The organism is Amycolatopsis ruanii (genome assembly GCF_003385175.1).
Taxonomy (GTDB): domain Bacteria; phylum Actinomycetota; class Actinomycetes; order Mycobacteriales; family Pseudonocardiaceae; genus Amycolatopsis_E; species Amycolatopsis_E thermalba.
Window position 1 is genome coordinate 1 of sequence record NZ_PQHY01000034.1, and the last position, 15983, is coordinate 15983.

At 71.6% G+C, this 15983-nt stretch carries 20 protein-coding genes; 12 read left to right on the forward strand and 8 right to left on the reverse strand.

Features of this window, described 5'->3' with window-relative positions:
- Positions 1-386: 386 nt before the first annotated feature.
- A complete protein-coding gene (locus D0D28_RS19180; protein ID WP_094004066.1) occupies positions 387-1103 on the reverse strand; it encodes an SDR family NAD(P)-dependent oxidoreductase in 717 nt (238 codons plus the stop codon).
- Positions 1104-1204: 101 nt separating this feature from the next.
- Between D0D28_RS19180 and D0D28_RS19185 the strand changes: the two genes are divergently transcribed.
- The 3 genes from D0D28_RS19185 to D0D28_RS19195 are packed head-to-tail and all read left to right on the forward strand — an operon-like array spanning position 1205 to position 2964.
- Complete coding sequence (locus tag D0D28_RS19185) at positions 1205-2035, forward strand: helix-turn-helix transcriptional regulator (RefSeq protein WP_116111507.1); 831 nt, start codon at positions 1205-1207, stop codon at positions 2033-2035.
- A gap of 20 nt (positions 2036-2055) precedes the next feature.
- Entirely contained in the window at positions 2056-2508 is a 453-nt protein-coding gene (locus D0D28_RS19190; protein WP_116111508.1) for a flavodoxin family protein, read from the forward strand.
- Positions 2509-2565: 57 nt separating this feature from the next.
- The gene (locus tag D0D28_RS19195) at positions 2566-2964 is read left to right on the forward strand and encodes a hypothetical protein (protein ID WP_094004063.1); all 399 of its coding nucleotides are present in this window, start codon (positions 2566-2568) and stop codon (positions 2962-2964) included.
- Positions 2965-2977: 13 nt separating this feature from the next.
- On the opposite strand, the gene D0D28_RS19200 is transcribed toward D0D28_RS19195, so the two are convergent.
- Positions 2978-3958, reverse strand: a complete 981-nt coding sequence (locus tag D0D28_RS19200; protein ID WP_162831119.1) for an aldo/keto reductase — start codon at positions 3956-3958, stop codon at positions 2978-2980.
- Positions 3955-4359, reverse strand: coding sequence for a MerR family transcriptional regulator (locus tag D0D28_RS19205; protein WP_116111509.1), 405 nt, complete (start codon positions 4357-4359; stop codon positions 3955-3957). The genes D0D28_RS19200 and D0D28_RS19205 overlap by 4 nt, the downstream gene beginning before the upstream one ends.
- 83 nt (positions 4360-4442) lie before the next feature.
- On the opposite strand from D0D28_RS19205, the gene D0D28_RS19210 reads away from it, so the two are divergent.
- Positions 4443-5048, forward strand: a complete 606-nt coding sequence (locus tag D0D28_RS19210; protein WP_116111510.1) for a TetR/AcrR family transcriptional regulator — start codon at positions 4443-4445, stop codon at positions 5046-5048.
- On the opposite strand, the gene D0D28_RS19215 is transcribed toward D0D28_RS19210, so the two are convergent.
- Together D0D28_RS19215 and upp are read right to left on the reverse strand one after the other, a co-directional pair.
- Positions 5009-5611, reverse strand: a complete 603-nt coding sequence (locus D0D28_RS19215; RefSeq protein ID WP_116111511.1) for a class I SAM-dependent methyltransferase — start codon at positions 5609-5611, stop codon at positions 5009-5011. The genes D0D28_RS19210 and D0D28_RS19215 overlap by 40 nt on opposite strands.
- Positions 5601-6224: a uracil phosphoribosyltransferase gene (gene upp / locus D0D28_RS19220; RefSeq protein WP_094004059.1), complete on the reverse strand. Its 624-nt coding sequence runs from the start codon at positions 6222-6224 to the stop codon at positions 5601-5603. The genes D0D28_RS19215 and upp overlap by 11 nt, the downstream gene beginning before the upstream one ends.
- A 106-nt stretch (positions 6225-6330) precedes the next feature.
- Between upp and D0D28_RS19225 the strand changes: the two genes are divergently transcribed.
- The 6 genes from D0D28_RS19225 to D0D28_RS19250 all read left to right on the forward strand — a co-directional run bounded on the left by D0D28_RS19225 (position 6331) and on the right by D0D28_RS19250 (position 11745).
- A complete protein-coding gene (locus tag D0D28_RS19225) occupies positions 6331-6924 on the forward strand; it encodes a DUF1707 SHOCT-like domain-containing protein (RefSeq protein ID WP_116111512.1) in 594 nt (197 codons plus the stop codon).
- Between the two features lie 72 nt (positions 6925-6996).
- Entirely contained in the window at positions 6997-7563 is a 567-nt protein-coding gene (locus tag D0D28_RS19230; RefSeq protein WP_094004057.1) for an RNA polymerase sigma factor, read from the forward strand.
- Positions 7556-8443 (forward strand): CU044_5270 family protein, encoded by an 888-nt coding sequence (locus D0D28_RS19235; RefSeq protein WP_094004056.1) that lies wholly within the window; start codon positions 7556-7558, stop codon positions 8441-8443. Before D0D28_RS19230 ends, D0D28_RS19235 begins: the two co-directional genes overlap by 8 nt.
- A gap of 56 nt (positions 8444-8499) precedes the next feature.
- Positions 8500-9453: a deoxyribose-phosphate aldolase gene (deoC, locus tag D0D28_RS19240; RefSeq protein ID WP_094004055.1), complete on the forward strand. Its 954-nt coding sequence runs from the start codon at positions 8500-8502 to the stop codon at positions 9451-9453.
- On the forward strand, positions 9453-10886 hold the full coding sequence (locus D0D28_RS19245; RefSeq protein ID WP_116111513.1) for an aldehyde dehydrogenase family protein: 1434 nt from the start codon (positions 9453-9455) through the stop codon (positions 10884-10886). The genes deoC and D0D28_RS19245 overlap by 1 nt, the downstream gene beginning before the upstream one ends.
- On the forward strand, positions 10879-11745 hold the full coding sequence (locus D0D28_RS19250) for an aldehyde dehydrogenase family protein (protein ID WP_094004053.1): 867 nt from the start codon (positions 10879-10881) through the stop codon (positions 11743-11745). Before D0D28_RS19245 ends, D0D28_RS19250 begins: the two co-directional genes overlap by 8 nt.
- Before the next feature lie 621 nt (positions 11746-12366).
- Here the strand turns inward: D0D28_RS19250 and D0D28_RS19255 are convergent.
- The gene (locus D0D28_RS19255) at positions 12367-13005 is read right to left on the reverse strand and encodes a GNAT family N-acetyltransferase (protein ID WP_094004052.1); all 639 of its coding nucleotides are present in this window, start codon (positions 13003-13005) and stop codon (positions 12367-12369) included.
- An 11-nt stretch (positions 13006-13016) separates the two neighbouring features.
- On the reverse strand, positions 13017-13649 hold the full coding sequence (locus D0D28_RS19260) for a TetR/AcrR family transcriptional regulator (protein WP_116111514.1): 633 nt from the start codon (positions 13647-13649) through the stop codon (positions 13017-13019).
- Positions 13650-13779: 130 nt separating this feature from the next.
- On the opposite strand from D0D28_RS19260, the gene D0D28_RS19265 reads away from it, so the two are divergent.
- The gene (locus tag D0D28_RS19265) at positions 13780-14964 is read left to right on the forward strand and encodes a cytochrome P450 (protein WP_094004050.1); all 1185 of its coding nucleotides are present in this window, start codon (positions 13780-13782) and stop codon (positions 14962-14964) included.
- 8 nt (positions 14965-14972) lie between these two features.
- The gene (locus D0D28_RS19270; protein ID WP_094004049.1) at positions 14973-15164 is read left to right on the forward strand and encodes a ferredoxin; all 192 of its coding nucleotides are present in this window, start codon (positions 14973-14975) and stop codon (positions 15162-15164) included.
- Here D0D28_RS19270 and D0D28_RS19275 read toward each other — a convergent pair whose 3' ends face one another.
- Complete coding sequence (locus tag D0D28_RS19275) at positions 15165-15980, reverse strand: carbohydrate ABC transporter permease (protein WP_369806769.1); 816 nt, start codon at positions 15978-15980, stop codon at positions 15165-15167. It lies immediately after the preceding gene.
- Between the last annotated feature and the right edge of the window lie 3 nt (positions 15981-15983).

The window sequence follows — 15983 nt, forward strand, 5'->3', positions numbered from 1 at the left end:
AAACTCTCCAACAATGCTAGAAAATCGATCCGGCTATGATTCATAGCCTCAAAGGAACCCACAAAGGGTTCTAGCTAATCAACTGGCTTTAGCTCATCAATACACTGTTGAGTTCTCAAACAACACGTTTTGTTGTGTCACCCGACGACCAACCAGCGACACGAAGTCTCACAACTCCGATTACACTGTGGTTTCGTCCGGCGGCGGTCACCCACTCTACCACCATCGGTGGGAGCTTGGTTCGTGACCCCCCGCCCGGATCCCGTTCCCTTGGGGCTTTTTCTCCCCGCCGGCCCGGTCTCCCTGGCGACGAAGAGAAGATTACATGCCCCGGAATGGGGTCCGAACAGGGGGGTCCCTTAACGGTAAAAGCGCTGATCAACTGCCTACCAAGGCAGGAAACCGCCCTCGGCGTGGAACTGCGCCGTGCCGCCCTCTCCGGGCGCCAGCGCGACGGCGACCCCGACCGCGGCTCCCTGGGCCGGATCGAGCTGCCCCGCGTGGTCGTTCAGATCGGTCGAGCAGAACCCCGGCTCGAACACGTTCACCGTGATCCCCTCCGCCCGGAGGTCGTTGGCGTAGGAGAGGCTCACCGCGTTCAGCGCCGACTTCGACGAGTTGTAGCCGAGGAGGAGCACCCCCGACTGGGGCGAGTCCGGGTCGGCCTGCAGAGAGACGGACGCCAGCGAGCTGGAGGTGTTCACGATCCGCGGCCGCTCGGACTTCCGCAGCAGCGGGAGGAACGCGTTGGTCACGCGGATGACCCCGAAGACGTTGGTCTCGTAGATCTCGCGGACCACGTCGGCGGACAACTCGGACGGACGCTCTCGTCCCCAGTCCAGGGCGACGCCCGCGTTGTTCATCAGGATGTCCAGCCGGCCGTACTGCTGCTCCACGGTCTTGGCCGCGGCGTCCACCGACGCCTGGTCCGTGACGTCCATGACCACCGACGTCGTACCCAGCTCCTCGGCCGCCTTCCGGCCGCGCTCCGGGTCCCGTGCCCCGACGATCGCCGTGACCCCCGCAGCCAGCAGCTGCCGGACGATTTCCTTGCCGATCCCCTTGTTCGCCCCGGTGACGAGGGCGATCTTCGTGTCTGTCACGCCTCCACCCTCGGCGGCCGGGAGCGGTCGCGGCAGAGACGGCGCAACCGGGGACTCGTGGTCCCTGGATACCGGCGTTCGGGGTCCCGGACACTGGAGGCATGGACAGGCGAGAACTCGGGGAGTTCCTGCGCACCAGGCGCGAGCGGCTCCGGCCGGCCGACGTCGGGCTGCCCACCGGATTGCGGCGGCGCACCCCTGGCCTGCGGCGGGAGGAGGTCGCCTCGCTCGCCGCGATCTCCACGGACTACTACGCGCGCCTCGAACAGGCCCGCGGTCCGCAGCCGTCGCGGCCGGTCCTGTCCGGGATCGCGCGGGCGCTGCGCCTGTCCGACGTCGAGCGCGCGCACCTGTTCCGCCTCGCCGGGGAGCAGCCCGGGCCGGCCGGCCCCTCCCCCGACGTGCCGTCCGGGATCCGGCACCTGCTGGACCGGCTCGACGACGCCGCCGCGATGGTCGTCGACGTCAAGTACGAGGTGCTGGCCTGGAACCCGCTGGCCGCCGTCATCTTCGACGACCTCTTCGCCCTGCCGCCCCGGGAGCGCAACCTCGCGCGCGACCGGTTCCTCCGGCCCGGCACCGGCCGCTACCCGGACACCTGGGAGCAGTTCGGCATCAACCTCGCCTCGGAACTGCGCGCAGCCGCCGCGAAGTACCCCGACGACCCGGGGCTGCGCGAGCTGATCGAGGACCTGCTGGCGGGCAGCCCGGAGTTCCGCGAGCTGTGGGCCCGGCACGACGTGATCGGGTGGCGCGGCCGCACCAAGACGCTGCACCACCCGCGCGTGGGCCGGTTCCAGGTCGAGTGCGAGGTGCTGCTCGTCTGCGACCGCGACCAGCGGGTCATCCTCTACACCGCCGAGCCCGGCAGCCCGGGGCACGAGGCGCTACAGCTGCTCAAGCTCCTCGGCACGGTTGCACCGGCGCGCTGACCACGGCACGCTCGTCAGGCGTGCCCACCTTGCTGATCGTGCACCACACGCCCTCGCCGAACGTGCAGGCCATGTTCGAGGCCGTCGTCTCCGGCGCGACCACCGACGAGATCGAAGGGGTGACCGTCGTGCGGCGGGCGGCCCTCGCGGCCACCGCCACCGACGTCCTGGAGGCGGACGGCTACCTGCTCGGCACCACCGCCAACCTCGGATACATGGCGGGCGCGCTCAAACACTTCTTCGACCAGGTCTACTACCCGTGCCTCGATTCCACGCGGGGCCGCCCGTTCGGGTGTTACGTGCACGGCGGCAGCGACGTCTCCGGGACGGTCCGCGGCATCGAGTCGATCACCACCGGGCTCGGCTGGGAGAAGGCGGCGCAGTTCGTCACCGTGACCGGGGAACCGTCGAAGGCCGATCTGGAGAAGTGCTGGGAACTCGGCGCCACGGTGGCCGCCGGGCTGATGGAATAACAGAGTTACGTAACACTGTTACGATAGTCGTGGATCTCCCCAGAGAGGAAGTTCGCGATGGTCGTCCTGTCCGGTCCCACCCAGCTGTTCACCGTGATCGCGCTGGTCTCGCTGCCGACCGTGATGTTCGGCGGGTACTCGCTGCTCGCCCTGCTCCGCAAGCGCAGGCTCACCGAGGAGCAACGGGCCTCCTTCCGCGCCGGGCACGCGCACGCCGGTGTGCTGCTCGTGCTGGCGCTGATCACCCTGCAACTCGTCGCCGCGGGCGGGCTCGGCGCCGCCGGGCAGTGGGTGGTCAGCGTCCTGCTGCTGATCGGGATCCTGGCGCAGTCCGGCGGCATGTTCCTCAACCTGCTGCCGGGGCGGAAGCCGCTCGCGCACGGGGTCACCGTCGGCGGCGCGGTGCTGCTCGCCGCGGCGATGATCACGACCGCGGCCGGGGTGGCGGTGGCCTGAGCGGCCACCGCCCTCACTTGCCGACGTTGCGGGCCAGCGCCGCCGGGTAGCGCTCGCCCGCCACGGCGTCCGCGGGGACGGCCGCCTCGATGCTCCGGATGTCCTCTTCGGACAGTTCGAGCGTCGCGGCGGCGACGTTCTCCGCCAGGTAGGTGCGGCGCTTGGTGCCGGGGATGGGGACGACGTCCGCACCCTGGTGCTGCACCCAGGCGAGCGCCAGCTGCCCGGCGGTCACGCCCTTCTCCGCCGCCAGCTTCCGCAGCGCCTCGACGATGCGCAGGTTCCGGTCCAGGTTGCCCTCGGCGAAGCGCGGCAGCTTGCGGCGCATGTCGTCGGCGGGCAGCTCCGCCGCCGTCGTGATGCTGCCGGTCAGGAAACCGCGGCCGAGCGGCGAGAACGGCACGATCCCGATGCCCAGCTCGCGGCAGGTGGGCACGATCTCGTCCTCGATACCGCGGGTCCACAGGCTCCATTCGCTCTGCAGCGCGGTGACCGGGTGGACCGCGTGGGCGCGGCGGATCGTGTCCGCGGACGCTTCGGAGATGCCCAGGTGGCGCACCTTGCCCTCGGCGACCAGCTCGGACAGCGCGCCCCAGGTCTCCTCGACCGGGACGTCCGGGTCGACCCGGTGCTGGTAGTAGAGGTCGATGTGGTCGACGCCAAGGCGGCGCAGCGACTCTTCGAGGCACTGGCGGACGTAGGCGGCGTCACCGCGCACCTGCTGCCCCTCGGCGCCGAGGACGATGCCGAACTTCGTGGCCAGCACGACCTGGTCGCGCCGGCCGGCGATGGCGCGGCCGACCAGCTCCTCGTTGGCGCCGGTGCCGTAGACGTTCGCGGTGTCCAGCAGCGTCACGCCCAGTTCGAGCGCGCGGTGGATCGTCGCGATCGACTCCGCGTCGTCGTCGCGCACGCCGTAGGCCTGGCTCATGCCCATGCAGCCGAGGCCCTGCGCGCCGACCTCCAGTTCGCCCAGCTTCCTGGTCGGGATCACGCGGAGATCTCCTCCCGGACCACGCCGGCGGCGCCCGGGATGAGCGCGCAGATCCGGTCGTAGTTCTCGATCTTGTAGTTGAGGACGTCCATGCAGGCCTGCAGCTCGGCGATGCGTTCGGCGACCGACCGGCGCTGCTCGACCAGGATGGCCCGGCGGCGGCCGGCGCCGGCGTCACCGGCGGACCGCAGCTGCGCGTACTCCCGCATCATCTTGATCGGCATACCCGTGGTGCGGAGCTTGGTGAGGAACTCCAGCCACGCGAGGTCGTCGTCGGAGTAGGCCCGCCTGCCCGCGGCGTCCCGGGCGGGCGGTTCGAGGAGTTTGATGCGCTCGTAGTAGCGGAGGGTGTCGATCGACAGCCCGCTGCGACGTGCGGCTTCCGCTATCGAGTAGCTCATGGTGCCGACACTACGACCTGGAGTGCACTCCAGGTCAAATCCTGATCCGGCGATTGATAACACTGTCGCGATAGCCTGGGCCCATGGCACGACCGCGCACCCACGACGAGGCGCTCCGGCTGAAACTGCTCGACCGGGCCGGTGAGCTGCTGTCCACGGACGGGCCGAAGGCGCTCAGCCTGCGCAAGCTCGCCGCCGACGCGGGCACCTCGACCACCGCCGTGTACTCGCTGTTCGGCGGCAAGCCCGAGCTGGTCAACGCCGTCTACCAGGAGGGGTTCCGGCGGTTCGGGGCGCGGTTGCGCGGGATCGAGCGGTCCGGCGACCCGGTGGAGGACTTCGTGCGGCTCGGGCTGGCCTACCGGGAGAGCGCGCTGGCCGACCCGCACCTGTACTCGATCATGTTCACCAAGGCGGTGCCCGGGTTCGAGCCGGACCCGGAGGCGTCGCGGGTCGCGCGGGAGTCGCTCGCGCCGCTGGTCGACACCGTCCGCGCGGCGATCGGGGCCGGGCTGTTCCAGCCGGTCGCGCCCGAGGTGATCGCGGTCAGCGCGTGGGGCATCGTGCACGGGCTGGTGTCGCTGGAGCTGAACGGGAACCTGCCGCCCGGCTTCGACGTGGCCGGCTCCTACGAGGCGGCGCTGCGCGCTCATGCGGATGGGTGGCGGTTGACCCAGGTCAGGGAGTAGCGGCGGAGCACGTGGCGCCGGTAGCGCACGCCGGGCAGTATTCGCCCGGCCGTGTCCCGGACCTGGCGGTAGCTCATCACCGGATCGGCCGTGGGCATGCCCGGCGGGCCGCTCGCGCCGCGCAGCACCTTGACGGTCCGCACGACGGGAGTGGCGGCGGCCCACATCGCCCAGTCCGCCACGGTCGCTTCCCGGGCGAAACCGACCACGACGAGGGTGCCGCCGGGGCGCAGCAGGTCGCGCATGCGGGTGAGGGCCCCTGCGAAGTCCATGTGGTGGATCGCCGTGACCGAACAGACGAAGTCGTAGCCCTCAGCGGGGAGGTCGGCGGTGAGGAAGTCGCCCTCGACGAACTCGGGACCACCGCCCTGCTGCCAGGCGCGGGCGATCATCTCCGGCGAGCTGTCGATCCCGGTGACGCGCTTCGCCCGCGCGGTCAGCTTCCGCGCGAGCAGCCCGTCGCCGCAGCCGACGTCCAGGGCGTCGCCACAGCCGTCCGGCACGGCGCGCAGGATGTCCCGGTGCCGGGCGACGTTGGTGTTCCAGTACGGGTCAGCGGGCACCGTACTGGCGGTCCCCCGCGTCGCCGAGGCCGGGGACGATGAAGCCGGAGTCGTTGAGCCTCTCGTCGACGCTCGCGGTGACCACGCGGACCGGCAGGCCGGAGTCCTCCAGGTGCTTGAGCCCCTCCGGCGCGGCCAGCGCGCAGATCGCGGTGACGTCGGTGGCACCGCGGCCGGTGAGCAGCCGGATCGTGTACTCCATCGAGCCGCCGGTGGCGAGCATCGGGTCGAGCACGAGCACCGGGCGGTCGGACAGGTCGTCGGGCAGCGACTCCATGTACGGCGTCGGCTGGAGGGTCTCCTCGTCGCGCGCCAGGCCGACGAAACCCATCTGCGCCTCGGGGATCAGCTTGTGCGCCTGGTCGGCCATGCCCAGCCCGGCGCGCAGGACGGGCACCAGCAGCGGCGGGTTCGCCAGGCGGACGGCGTCGGTGCGGGCGACCGGCGTGTGGATGCGCTCGGTGCGGACCGGCGCCTCGCGGGTGGCCTCGTAGATCAGCATGACGGTCAGCTCGTGCAGGGCCGCCCGGAAGGCCGCGCTGTCCGTGCGGGCGTCACGCATGGTCGACAGCCTGGCCTTGGCCAGCGGATGATCGACGACAAGCACGTCCATGACGCGTCACGGTAGCCGATCGGCACCGGCGAAAACCCGCCGCACATGGGCCGCGGCTCGGTACGCTCGCGCCGTGGAACAGCCTGGGACTCCCGAGCGCCCGCCGATGCGGGCTTCCGACGCGGACCGCGAACGGGTCGCGCAGGTCCTGCACAACGCGCTCGCCGAGGGCCGGATCACCGTGCAGGAGCTGGAAGAGCGGCTCGACACCGTGTACGCCGCCAAGACGCTCGCCGAACTGGAGCCGCCGGTCGCGGACCTGCCGGGCGTGCCGTCGGCCGCCGTGCAGCCGGCCGCTCCCCGCGCCCTCACCCCGGACCACCGCATCGGTGGCGTGCCCGGCTCGAAGGTCTCCGTCGCGGTGATGTCCGGCGTCACCCGCAAGGGTCCGTGGACGGTGCCGCCGGAGCACACCAGCGTCGCGTTCTGGGGCAGCGTCGAGATGGACCTGCGCGGCGCCCGGTTCGCTGAACGGCACACCACCATCACGGCCGTCGCGGTGATGGGCGGCATCGACATCGTGGTGCCCAACGACATCATCGTCGAGGTCACCGGCGTCGGGTTCATGGGCGCCTTCGAGAGCCAGGACCGCGAGGGCGCGTCCACGCAGCCCCCGCCGCCGGGCGCGCCGGTCGTCAAGGTCACCGGGCTCGCGTTCTGGGGCGCGGTCACGGTCGTGCGCAAACCGCGGAAGAACTAGCGCGAACCCAATCACCGCGCCGGGCGAATAGAGGGTGACAAGATCACCCGTCCCTCCGGAGGGAGGCGCCCGATGACCTTCGCGTCCGCGCGGACCGAAAGCGACGCCGGAATCATCGAACGCTCCTGGTTCGACGCCGACGCCTTCGCACTCATCTTCGACCGGCACGCCGCGACGGTGCACCGCTTCCTGGCCCGCCGGGTCGGCAGCGAACTCGCCGACGACCTGACCGGCCAGACGATGCTCGTCGCGTTCGACAAGCGGCGGCGTTTCGACGTCAGCCACCCGAGCGCGCTGCCGTGGCTCTACGGCATCGCGACCCATCTGATCAGCAGGCACCGGCGGACCGAAGCCCGGCGGTTGCGGGCACTGGCCAGAACCGGCCCCGCCCCGCACGAGGAGAACCACGACGACGTGGTCTCCGACCGGGTCAGCGCCGCGGCCCAGCCACTCGGGCAGGCCATCGCCCGGCTTTCCGCACCGGAACGGGACGTCCTGCTCCTCGTCGCGTGGGAGCACCTGTCCTACGACGAGGTGGCACTGGCGCTGGACATCCCGATCGGCACGGTCCGTTCCCGCCTGCACCGCGCCCGCACGAAGATGCGGGCCGCGCTTCCCATGGAGGACAACGATGAATGACCTCGACCTGATCACCCGCCTCCGGCCGGACGTCGCCGAGCCGGACCCCGTCGTGCTGAGCAGGCACCGGATGGCGATCCTGGAACGGGCCGCCGACCCGGCGCCGGTCCGGGCCGTGCGACCCCGGTTCAGGCCGCGCCTGGCGATCTCCGGCGCCGCCGTCGCGGCGGCCGCCGCGGTCGCCGTCATGGTGGGCATCTCCGGGCCGGGAGCGCCACCCGCCACCGCGGCGACGGTGCTCTCCCTGGCTGCGGACGCGGCCGCCGCCGCGCCCGCCGGGCACGGCGACTGGACCTACACCAGCTCGGTGACCGTCTCCAGCGAAGACACGCGGCCCAAGCGCGTCGACACCTGGGTGAAGACGGACGGCTCCGAGGCGGAGGTCCGGGACGAGCGGGCGGCGCCCTGGCGCGGCGTGATTCCCGAAGTCGGTGAGCCGTCGCTGTACAACCAGAGCTACGACTACCTGGAGACCCTGCCGACCGACCCGGCGGCGCTGCGCGCGGAGATCTACCGGCAGGTCCAGGGTGATCTGGACCGGCTGGGCGTCCAGAACCTCTACACGGTCGACCAGTGGGCCTTCCAGATGATCGCGCACCTCGTCGACGGCGCGGCCCCGCCCGACCTCAAGGCCGCGCTCTACCGCGTCGCCGCCACGGTGCCCGGGGTGCAACTGATCGACGACATGTGGGACGTTTCGGGCCGGCACGGGCTCGGCGTGACGCGCACCACCACCAACGCCGGTGACATGACCACGCTGGTCTTCGACCGGGACACCTACCAGGTCCTCGGCTGGACCACGACCTCGCACGACGGCCGGGCAGCGGGTAAGGCACTGCTCGCCACCGGGCTCGTCGACGAGGCCGGGCAAACGCCGTAGTCCCGACCGGACCGCGTCTCCGCACGGGGGCGCGGTCCGGTACTAGCCTCTACGGGGTGAGCGCACCCACCCTGCCGGCCGCTCTCGCCGACGCCACCCGCGACGACGCGAGCCTCCGGCGCTTCCTGCACGGCCTGCCCGGCGTGGACCAGGTCGGGGTCGAGGCCCGGGCCACCGCCCTGGCGACCCGCAGCATCAAGAAGTCCAGCAAGCTCTGGGCCATCGACACCGCGATCTCGATGGTCGACCTGACCACGCTCGAGGGCGCCGACACGCACGGCAAGGTCCGCGCGCTGACCGCGAAGGCCCGGCGTCCCGACCCGGACCGCCCGGACACGCCGCAGGTCGCCGCGGTGTGCGTGTACCCGGACCTCGTCGCGACGGCCGTCGAAGGGCTCAAGGGCACGGACATCGGTGTCGCGAGCGTCGCCACCGCCTTCCCCTCCGGCCGGTCGTCCCGCCAGGTGAAGCTGGCCGACGTGGCGCTGGCGGTCGAGTCCGGCGCCACGGAAGTCGACATGGTGATCGACCGCGGTGCCTTCCTCGAAGGCCGGTACGGCGCGGTGTTCGAGGAGATCCAGGCCATCAAGGCCGCGTGTGGCACCGCGCACCTGAAGGTCATCCTGGAGACCGGCGAGCTGGTCACCTACGACAACGTGCGCCGCGCGTCCTGGCTGGCCCTGCTGGCCGGTGGCGACTTCATCAAGACCTCCACCGGCAAGGTCTCCCCCGCCGCGACCCTGCCGGTCACGCACGTGATGCTGCAGGCCGTGCGCGACTGGTTCACCGCGACCGGCGAGCTGCGTGGCGTCAAGCCGGCCGGTGGCATCCGCACCACCAAGGACGCGATCAAGTACCTGGTGGCCGTGCACGAGGTCGCCGGCGAGCAGTGGCTCACCCCGGAGCTGTTCCGGTTCGGCGCCTCCAGCCTGCTCAACGACCTGCTGCTGCAGCGGCGCACCCAGCACGACGGCCACTACAGCGGCCCCGACTACGTGGCGGTGGACTGATGCCTGCCTTCGAGTACGCGCCCGCGCCCGAGTCGCGCGACCTGGCGAACCTCAAGCCGAGCTACCGGCCGTTCATCGACGGCGAGTTCGTCGACGGCGGCGGCGAACCGCTGAAGACCGTCAACCCGGCGACCGAGGAGGTCCTCGCCGAAGTCTCCACCGCCAGCGCCGCCGACATCGACACCGCGGTCAAGGCCGCGCGCAAGGCGTTCGAGAAGACGTGGGGCCCGATGCCGGGCAGCGAGCGCGCGAAGTACCTGTTCCGCATCGCGCGGCTGATCCAGGAGCGCTCGCGGGAGCTGGCGGTGCTGGAGACGCTGGACAACGGCAAGCCGATCAAGGAGTCCCGCGACTCGGACCTGCCGCTGGTCGCCGCGCACTTCTTCTACCACGCGGGCTGGGCCGACAAGCTCGACTACGCCGGCTTCGGCCCGGATCCGAAGCCGCTGGGCGTGGCCGGGCAGATCATCCCGTGGAACTTCCCGCTGCTGATGCTGGCCTGGAAGATCGCGCCCGCGCTGGCCACCGGCAACACGGTGGTGCTCAAGCCGGCCGAGACGACCCCGCTCACCGCGCTGGTGTTCGGCGAGATCTGCCAGCAGGCCGGGCTGCCGCCGGGCGTGGTGAACATCCTGCCGGGCGCCGGTGACGTGGGCGCGCGGCTGGTCGGGCACCCGGGGGTGGACAAGATCGCGTTCACCGGGTCGACCGAGGTCGGCAAGCTGATCCAGCGCCAGGTCGCGGGCACGCCCAAACGGCTCACGCTGGAGCTGGGCGGCAAGGCGGCGAACGTGGTGTTCGACGACGCGCCGCTGGACCAGGCCGTCGAGGGCATCGTCAACGGCATCTTCTTCAACCAGGGTCACGTGTGCTGCGCCGGCTCGCGGCTGCTCGCGCAGGAGTCCGTGGCCGACGAGCTGCTGGACAAGCTGCGGTACCGGATCTCGACGCTGCGGCTGGGTGATCCGCTGGACAAGAACACCGACGTCGGCGCGATCAACTCGGCCGAGCAGCTGGGCAAGATCCGCGAGCTGGCCGACTCCGGCGAGGCCGAGGGCGCGCAGCGGTGGACCAGCCCGTGCCCGGTGCCCGGCCGCGGGTTCTTCTTCGCCCCCACGGTGTTCTCCGGGGTGCACCAGTCGATGCGGATCGCGCGCGAGGAGATCTTCGGGCCGGTGCTGTCGGTGCTCACCTTCCGCACGCCGGACGAGGCGGTCGCGAAGGCCAACAACACGCCCTACGGGCTGTCCGCCGGGATCTGGAGCGAGAAGGGCTCGCGGATCCTGTGGATGGCGAACCGGCTGCGTGCCGGGGTGGTCTGGGCCAACACGTTCAACCGCTTCGACCCGGTGGCGCCGTTCGGTGGCTACCAGGAGTCGGGCTTCGGCCGCGAGGGTGGCCGCACGGGTCTGGAGGGATACCTCGATGTCTGAGCGGGTGACCGTCGCGAAGACGTACAAGCTGTTCATCGGCGGCAAGTTCCCGCGCTCGGAGTCCGGCCGGGTGTACCCGGTGAGCGACAGCAAGGGGAACTTCCTGGCTCATGCGGCGCACGCGTCACGCAAGGACGTCCGCGACGCGGTGGTGGCCGCGCGCAAGGCGTTCGGCGGCTGGTCGGGCGCGACCGCGTACAACCGCGGACAGGTGCTGTACCGGGTCGCGGAGATGCTGGAGGGGCGCCGCGACCAGTTCGTCGCCGAGGTCGGGGCGGCCGAGGGGTTGTCCGGGCGTCGCGCCGAGGCGGTCGTGGACGCCGCGATCGACCGCTGGGTCTGGTACGCGGGGTGGACGGACAAGGTGGCGAGCGTGCTGGGCGCGGCGAACCCGGTGGCCGGGCCGTACTTCTCGTTCACCGTGCCGGAGCCGGCCGGGGTGGTCGGGATCCTCGCGCCGCAGAAGTCGTCGCTGCTCGGACTGGTGAGCGTGCTCGCGCCGGCGTTGGCCACGGGGTGCACGGCGGTCGTGGTGAGCAGCGCGGAGCGGCCGCTGCCGGCGATCACGTTGTCGGAGGTGCTAGCGACGTCGGACCTGCCGGGCGGGGTGGCGAACATCCTCACCGGGCGGGCCGCGGAGCTGGGGCCGTGGCTGGCCTCGCACGGCGACGTGAACGCCCTGGACCCGACGGGCGCCGATGTGGAGGCGCGGGCGGAGCTGGCCCGGGAGGCGGCGGGCACGGTGAAGCGGGTGCTGGCGGTGCCGGCGGAGGAGCCGGACTGGACGCAGCGGCCGGACATCACCCGGCTACGGCGTTACCTGGAGGCAAAGACGGTCTGGCACCCGATGGGTGTCTGACGGTCGCGGGGTCGCGAGTGGCCTCCCCACGGCTTCGGCGCGGGGAAGCTGCCGCGACTCGGCAGGAACCGACGGGCGTGAACCCACCGGGCCGCGACTCGCGGCGGGGCCGGGCCCCGGAGGACGCGGCCGGTCGCGGGGTCGCTTGCGCCAGGCGCCGCGCAAGCCATCGGCGGGGTCGGTAGCCCGGCGGTCACGGTGACCGCCGCGCCCCGAAGCAAACCCTCGGCGGGCTCAGCGGTCCCGGTGGCGGCCGCGGGGGCGCCCGTGGCGGCCCCGCACCTCAGCGGGCGGGCCGCCGCGCAGAAGCGCGAGCCGCGGTGGAGACGGGTGGCCCGGCGGGACGGTGACCACCGCGTCATGGCCCCGCCACGCAAGCCCTCGGCTGGGCTCAACGGGTCGCGGGGATGGCCCGCACCTCCGTGGCCCGGCCACCCGCGCGGAAGCGCAAGTCGCGGTGGGGTCGGGTGGCCCGGCGGTCCCGGTGGCTGCCGCGCCCCGCGGCCTCGCCAGACGAGGTCAGCGGTCGCGGGGACGACCCGCGCGGAACGCGAGCCGCGGCGGGGCCGGGTGGCCCAGCGACCCCCGGTGACTACCCCGCCAAGCAAGCCCTCGGCGGGCTCAGCGGTCGCGGTGGCGGCCGCGGGGGCGCCAGTGGCGGCCGCGCACCTCGGCGGCCGGGAAGTCCGGGTGGATCTCCGCGAACGCGGTGTCCGTGATGCCCATCAGCACCAGGTACTTGACGCCGTCGCGGGACAGTTCGGTGTCGCGGAGCCGGCCCTCCTCGCGGAAGCCGAGCCTCGCGTGCAGCGACAGCGACGCCACGTTGCCGCCGTAGATGCTGACCTCGCACTTGCGGTAGCCGCGCTCACCGAACATGAAGCGCAGCAACGTGATCACCGCGTCGCCCGCGTAGCCGCACCGCCGGTGCTGCGGGCCGATCCCGATGCCGTAGCTGAAGCGGTCCGGCGAGTCCGCCTCGGTGGCCGAGAGCGAGCCGACCACCAGCCCGCCCCGCAGGGTCTCGATCGCGAAGTGGAAATCCGCCTCGGCGCGGTGGGCCGCCCAGTGCCGGTACTCACCGACGCGCCGCGTGTCGGCCGCCTCCCGGTCGAACCCCGCCAGCCTGCGCTGATCGGCCGGCGTGACCACCCGCAGCCGCACCTTCCGCCCGGCCCGCGCGGGCACACCGGCCCAGACCGGGGCGCGGTAGCGCGCCAGGTCGAGGCGGGGCGGAGGCAGCACCATCGCGAGCACCATACCGGTACCCGTCAATGGATTTGGAGGTCCTCGCCGGTGATCGGGCGCCCGGGCAACGGGCTGCCGGGACGCGCTCGCAGTCCGTCGAGCATGAGGACCGCCACGCGCTCGGAGGCCAGCAACGTGGGGTCGTCCACGGCCGACGGCCGGCGCAGGACCAGCGACAACAGGATGGCGACGTCCCCGGTGCCGATGTCGGCGCGCACCGATCCCTCGGCCTGCGCCGCGCGGACGATCGCGTCCAGTTCGGCCAGCAGCGCGTCGCGGAACTCCGCGGTCTGCCGGTCGCCCTTGAGGATCTCCCTGGCCCGCTCGGAGACCAGCGCGAGCTGGACGCTCGCCTGCAGCTGGTGCGACCGGCCGGCCAGGCGCACCAGCGCGTCCCACGCCGTCGGCTCCTCGGCCGCCGCCTCCCGCGCGTCGGCGAGGACCTGCGCGAAGCTCTCCCGCGCCACGGCCCGAATCAGCGCCTCCCGGTCGGGAAACCGCCGGTAGAGCGTGCCGACGCCGACCCCGGCGGTACGCGCGATCTCCTCCATCGGCACGTCCGGCCCCGCGGCGGCGAACACCTGGCGGGCGGTGGCGACGATCTGGTCGCGGTTGCGCCGGGCGTCCGCGCGCAGCCGGGTCTCCGAAGCCGTCATGTCGTTCCTCTCCGTGACCCCCGCCAGATTCTCTCACCCGAACGTACGTGGACGAAAAGCTTCCACATCAGTACGTTGAGCAATAAGTGGACGACATCCTTCCACATTTTGTCCGGATTGGGGTGGAACCGTGACCGCTCAGCTTCCCGCCACACTGCCCATCACCCGCGGCTGTCCCTACGGGCCACCGGACGAGCACCGCAGGCTGCGGGAGGAGGCGCCGGTCCAGCGCGTGACCCTGCCCAGTGGCGAGCCGGCCTGGGCGCTCACCCGGCACGAGGACATCCGGACGATGCTGACCGACCCGCGGTTCAGCTCCGACCGGCGCCACCCGAAGTTCCCGCTGCTGGTCAAGGGGCAGCGCCTGAACACCACGTTCCGCGCGTCGCTGATCGGCATGGACCCGCCGGAGCACGGCCCGGCGCGGCGCAAGGTGGTCGGCGAGTTCACGGTGCGGCGCATGGCGGCGCTGCGCCCGCGCATCCAGGAGATCGTCGACCAGCACATCGACGCGATGCTCGCCGGCCCCAAGCCGGCCGATCTGGTGAAAGCGCTCTCCCTGCCGGTGCCGTCACTGGTCATCTGCGAGCAGCTCGGCGTGCCCTACGCCGACCACGAGTTCTTCCAGCTGCACTCGTCGCGCCTGATCAGCCGGGTCACCCCACCGCTGGAGCGCAAAGCCTCCATCGACGCGTTGCGCGACTACCTCGCGGACCTGATCGAGCAGAAGGCGAAGGCGCCCGCCGACGACCTGCTCAGCCGCCAGCTCGACAAGCAGGACGACCGCGAGGAGCTGGTGAGCCTGGCGTTCCTGCTGCTCATCGCGGGCCACGAGACCACGGCGAACATGATCTCGCTGGGCACCATGGCGTTCCTGGAACACCCGGAGGACATCGAGAAGATCCGGCAGGACCCGTCGAAGACCCTGCCCGCGGTCGAGGAACTGCTGCGGTACTTCACGATCGCCGAGTTCGCGGCCTCCCGCGTCGCGGTCGAGGACGTGGAGATCGGCGGCGTCCTGATCAGGGCCGGCGAGGGCGTGGTGCCGCTGACCAACCTCGCCAACCGCGACCCGGACGCGTTCGACCACCCCGAGGAGCTGGACATCGAGCGTGGCGCGCGGCACCACCTGGCGTTCGGATTCGGCGCGCACCAGTGCCTCGGCCAGAACCTCGCCCGGATGGAGCTGCAGATCGTGTTCGACACGCTGTTCCGGAAGGTCCCCGGCCTGCGCCCGGCCGTGCCACTGGACTCCCTGCCGTTCAAGGACGACGCGAGCGTCTACGGTATTCACGAGTTCCCGGTGACCTGGTAGGAGGAGCCATGCGCATCGTCGCGGACACCGATCTCTGCATCGGCGCGGGCCAGTGCGTCCTGACCGAACCGGAGGTGTTCGACCAGGACGACGACGGCACGGTCGTGGTCCTGGTCGAGCACCCCGAGGGAGCGCAGCTGGACAGCGCCCGCGAGGCCGTCAAGCTGTGCCCCGCCATGGCGCTGTCCCTGCAGGAGTAGCTACTTCACCGCGCCCATCGACAGGCCGCGGACCAGGTGGTTCTGCGCGATCCACCCGACGATCATCACCGGCAGCGAGGCCAGCAGCGCGGCCGCGGACAGCTGCGCCCAGTACAGGCCCTCGCTGGTGATGAACCCGACGAGGAACACCGGCACCGTGCCGGCCCGCGCCGCGGTCAGGTTGACCGCGTAGAAGAACTCGGTCCACGAGAAGATGACGCAGATCAACGCGGTCGCCGCGATGCCGGGCGCGACCACGGGCAGGATCACCCGGTACAGCAGGGTCGGGAGGTTCGCCCCGTCGACGCGCCCGGCCTCGATCATCTCGGTGGGCACCTCGAGGAAGAACGAGCGCATCATCCAGATCGCCAGCGGCAGGTTCATCGCCGTGTAGAGGATGACCAGCGCCCACACGTTGTCCAGCAGCTGCGTGCGCTGCGAGATGACGTACAGCGGGATGATCGCGGCGACGATCGGCAGCATCTTCGTGGACAGGAAGAACCCGAGCACGTTGCTGGTCTTGGGCACCGGGGCCAGCGACAGCGCGTAGGCCGCCGGCACGCCCAGGAGCAGCACGATCAGCGTGGACAGGATCGTCACGAACGCCGAGTTGCCCAGGTAGGGCAGGAACCCGCGCTCGAAGATGCTCGCGAACTGGTCCAGCGTCGGGGTGAACGCGATCCGCGGCGGATCGGTGTAGGCGTCGGCCTCCTGCTTGAACGCGGTCAGCACCATCCAGATCAGCGGGAACACGAACAGGATGGCGACCACCCACGTCGCCGTGGTCAGGGAGGCGGGGCCGAGCCGCCTGCGCACGGT

Coding starts and splice junctions, on each gene's coding strand:
- D0D28_RS19205 (WP_116111509.1), bottom strand. CDS start 4,359: ATGAGCTACTCGATAGCGGAAGCCGCACGTCGCAGCGGGCTGTCGATC.
- D0D28_RS19225 (WP_116111512.1), top strand. CDS start 6,331: ATGCGGGCTTCCGACGCGGACCGCGAACGGGTCGCGCAGGTCCTGCAC.
- D0D28_RS19210 (WP_116111510.1), top strand. CDS start 4,443: ATGGCACGACCGCGCACCCACGACGAGGCGCTCCGGCTGAAACTGCTC.
- D0D28_RS19250 (WP_094004053.1), top strand. CDS start 10,879: ATGTCTGAGCGGGTGACCGTCGCGAAGACGTACAAGCTGTTCATCGGC.
- D0D28_RS19255 (WP_094004052.1), bottom strand. CDS start 13,005: ATGGTGCTCGCGATGGTGCTGCCTCCGCCCCGCCTCGACCTGGCGCGC.
- D0D28_RS19185 (WP_116111507.1), top strand. CDS start 1,205: ATGGACAGGCGAGAACTCGGGGAGTTCCTGCGCACCAGGCGCGAGCGG.
- D0D28_RS19230 (WP_094004057.1), top strand. CDS start 6,997: ATGACCTTCGCGTCCGCGCGGACCGAAAGCGACGCCGGAATCATCGAA.
- D0D28_RS19260 (WP_116111514.1), bottom strand. CDS start 13,649: ATGACGGCTTCGGAGACCCGGCTGCGCGCGGACGCCCGGCGCAACCGC.
- D0D28_RS19245 (WP_116111513.1), top strand. CDS start 9,453: ATGCCTGCCTTCGAGTACGCGCCCGCGCCCGAGTCGCGCGACCTGGCG.
- D0D28_RS19270 (WP_094004049.1), top strand. CDS start 14,973: ATGCGCATCGTCGCGGACACCGATCTCTGCATCGGCGCGGGCCAGTGC.
- D0D28_RS19235 (WP_094004056.1), top strand. CDS start 7,556: ATGAATGACCTCGACCTGATCACCCGCCTCCGGCCGGACGTCGCCGAG.
- D0D28_RS19195 (WP_094004063.1), top strand. CDS start 2,566: ATGGTCGTCCTGTCCGGTCCCACCCAGCTGTTCACCGTGATCGCGCTG.
- upp (WP_094004059.1), bottom strand. CDS start 6,224: ATGGACGTGCTTGTCGTCGATCATCCGCTGGCCAAGGCCAGGCTGTCG.